This is a genomic window from Ammoniphilus soli (assembly GCF_040813775.1).
On sequence record NZ_JBEGDL010000090.1, the window covers coordinates 1 to 3,318 of the forward strand.

Sequence of the window (3,318 nt, forward strand, 5' to 3'; positions counted from 1 at the left end):
GTACATCCCAAAGCATCGGTCAGAAGCGTCGTGTTGAGACGCTTTGCTCTTTCAAGCATCTCTTCAGGTAAAAGTGCAGGTAAGTTACTCACAATAAACACCCCATTTTTCTATATTGAATCACCACTTCAATGTGAAGTGTGTTAATTCCATCTTTGTGAAAATAAAAACGCAACAGTTTTTAATAATTCACAACAATACAAGTAGTAAGCGCCATCATATACATTCAAAAAATTATTTTGATAAAACTAAATTCAAGCGGTTTCATAATCAACTAAATTGATAATGATATTTTGGGCAGCAATATTTTTTATTGTTGTAATTATAACACCTTTAACAAGTAGAGAAATATTTATTACAACCTTGAATGTATAGTATCATCGTTATGGATGAATGTAAACTGTTTTTTTGTTGAATATAAGAAAAATGACAACTGAATGAACGGCAAACCAAAAAGCCGATTCTCTCATATGAGAGATCGGCTTTATTTTTTGAACCATCAAAATAACGGACTAACCATTACTCGCTTTTAGTGTTTTCTTATATTTTTCAATTTCTTCCTTTTCGATTTGCTCATCACTTTGCATTGGTGTTTTCCTTGGAACATAGTTCAGCACAAAGCCAACCATCCCGGCGATCGCACTCAATACGAAAGTAGGCTTGGAAAACATATCCGAACTATAAATAATGAGTTCTCCGTTTTGAAGAACGACTCCTGCTAGTTGTCCAAACACCAATAAGGAACCGCTAAGCAACAACAATACAAAACAAATCTTAAAAAGTGCTACTAGTGTCTTTTCCATATTCTGACCCCTTTCAATTAACTTAATGGCATTGGCAATATACCCATACCAATGAGCCAGCCAATGAACACAATGGGAATCACATAATATTTAACTAATGGAACAAACGTTTTTTCTGGTTGTGCTCCCGCTAATCCTGAGGCAATAAAGATAGAGCCTGACGCAGGCGGTGAAGCGCCTTCAGTAGAGGCAAATGTCAGAATAATAACTACAGCCGCTACAGGGTGTACTCCTGCTGAAACAAGAGCGCTAAAAGCAACCATCCCAATAGCCGTCAACGTCGCTGTGGACGATAAGGGACCTGCCACCAAGGTGACTAAAACCCCAACCATTAAGACCATTAACCATTTAGGGATAGCTAATGCTCCCATCATCGCATTTAAGTCCTCAGCCAAACCTAATTGACTCAGTACTTGACTTTGAGCAAAGGCAAATAAAAGAATAGCACCAATGACTGAAAAACGGGGAATGGCATCCTCCAAAAATTGAGACCAGGCCGCAGAAGTCTTTGGCAACTTTGCCCATCCTACTAATAGACTTATACCTATGATTAAGATCGGTATCCACGTGATGAGGGAAATCTCCCCTATCGCTTCTTTCCCAATATTTGGGTTGGACTTAAGCATTTCCCCCACTGGTCCAAGCGTCACGACCACGGGTATGATCGCCCCTAAAAATATGAGTAAGGATTTCCAACCCAATCGGAAGGATTGTCTCAATGGTTGAACAAATTCCGCGGAAACCGTTTTGATTTTGTGCTTTCGAACCAAATACATGATTAATATGACTCTATATAGCACCTGGTACGAGCCAGCTGTTAACATCGCAATCCACAATTGACCTTCCGAAACAAGCGCTGCAACGGGAGCAAAACCTAACATAATAAACATGGAACTACTTGGCGGAAGGGCTGCACCCAATCCACCGTTTCCAGCGACCACCGTCGCAGCTAATTCTTTACTCCAGTTGGATTTGACCATCCATGGAGCCGTAAATGACCCTGTTGACGCGGTATTCCCTGAGTTTGACCCTGACAACGAACCCATGACGGCAGATGCAATCGTATCCATGTAAGCTGCTCCACCTGGGATGCGTCCGAAAATTGAATTGAGGATAGCCAATAGGCCTGCCAGAATTTCTGTTCTATCTATCAAATAGGCCATAAAAACAAAGGCTAAGGCGGCATACATGACCTCGTAGGTGGCAGCGAACACCAATCCCTCCCACATTAATTGAGGGGCTTGTGCCCCTCCGAATAGAGCCGTTATGACAAAGCCAACAATCATAGCTTCCCCAATATTTCTTTTCAATACCACATTCCAGCATATAATAATTGAAATAAATACCAACAGTGCTAAAAAAGCAGTCCCCATTCTCCCACCCCTTTTGATAGGTTATCTAGTCTTAGTCTGACATTGTTATGTTTACCTGTGATTAACCAGTTTACAGGCTTCAATCACGTCTAGCCAATGCTCCGGAGTCTTCCCTTCAAATCGTTCCTTCAGATTGCACTCAGCTAGTAGCCGAAGTTTGTCTCGGGCCGCCTTCGACATGAGGGAATTGATTTTCGATGATTCCAGCATATCAATCGATCCTTCCAATTCGATGGATCTTCGGAGCGCATGAATGGATGTGCCTGTGACCAAACGGTTCATCGTCTGTTCAAAGCTTCTGCCATTCATGGTCTCGCTGATCGAACCAATCACCAGTTCGTCCACGTTAAATTCATGGGCAGCCTCTAACAGTTCAATAAATAAGGCCGCAACCCCTTTCATGTAGATGCTGCGAATGAGCTTCACCGCTGAAGCATCTCCTGGGTTATCGCTCACCTTACTGATCTCCATCCCGTAAGGCGACAACGTGGTCATCAAGGCATCTGTTCCATCCCCGCTCGCAAGGATTGGCACCTTATGCTTATACACCGGCAGCGGTCCCATCATGGCGGCATCCACAAAGCTGACCCCTTTTTCTTGGACATTCTTCTGAATCTTTCGTTTCATATCAGGACCGGAAGCGGATACATCCACGTAAATACTATCTTTGTTCAAAAAAGGCTTTAAAGACTCGCTTACTTCAAGTGCTTTGTTGGCAGGAACTGCCACGAATAAGATATTGACTTGCCCTAACACCTCTTCAGGTGTCTCCAACAGTTCCACTCGTGCTAGACCAGCTCGTTCTTGAACCAATGCCCCATAAGTTGGATGGTTCCATACCGGATCGTAGGCGAGAATATGTTCCATACCTTCTCCTTTCAATCCGGTAGATAATTCATAAGCAGCTTCTCCAAACCCTATAAATCCTAACTTCATCTCTTTTTATCCTCCCAACTATAATCCAAAGCTAGCCATTTTCTCTCGTAACCATGAAGGTTGGATGGTTCCGCTCGCCACTCCTTGCTTGCGTTTCTCCCTAAAGTCTGCGATGGCATCCATGCGCTGTTGCTCATACCCTAATTTTTTCTCTGCTTTCTCTATCGCTTCTTCGATTTTTTCTCTTGGAACGACAATGACACCGT

General features: G+C 42.7%; 3 protein-coding genes and 1 pseudogene. All 4 read right to left on the reverse strand.

Annotated elements, in window-relative coordinates; all coding sequences use genetic code 11:
- Positions 1–512: 512 nt before the first annotated feature.
- Complete coding sequence (locus ABLT31_RS38165; protein WP_367760938.1) at positions 513–803, reverse strand: hypothetical protein; 291 nt, start codon at positions 801–803, stop codon at positions 513–515.
- 17 nt (positions 804–820) lie between these two features.
- Complete coding sequence (locus ABLT31_RS38170; RefSeq protein ID WP_367760939.1) at positions 821–2,176, reverse strand: TRAP transporter large permease subunit; 1,356 nt, start codon at positions 2,174–2,176, stop codon at positions 821–823.
- 51 nt (positions 2,177–2,227) lie between these two features.
- Positions 2,228–3,112 (reverse strand): DUF1932 domain-containing protein, encoded by an 885-nt coding sequence (locus ABLT31_RS38175; protein ID WP_367760940.1) that lies wholly within the window; start codon positions 3,110–3,112, stop codon positions 2,228–2,230.
- Positions 3,113–3,130: 18 nt separating this feature from the next.
- Positions 3,131–3,318: pseudogene (locus ABLT31_RS38180) on the reverse strand (RraA family protein); the annotation flags it as partial.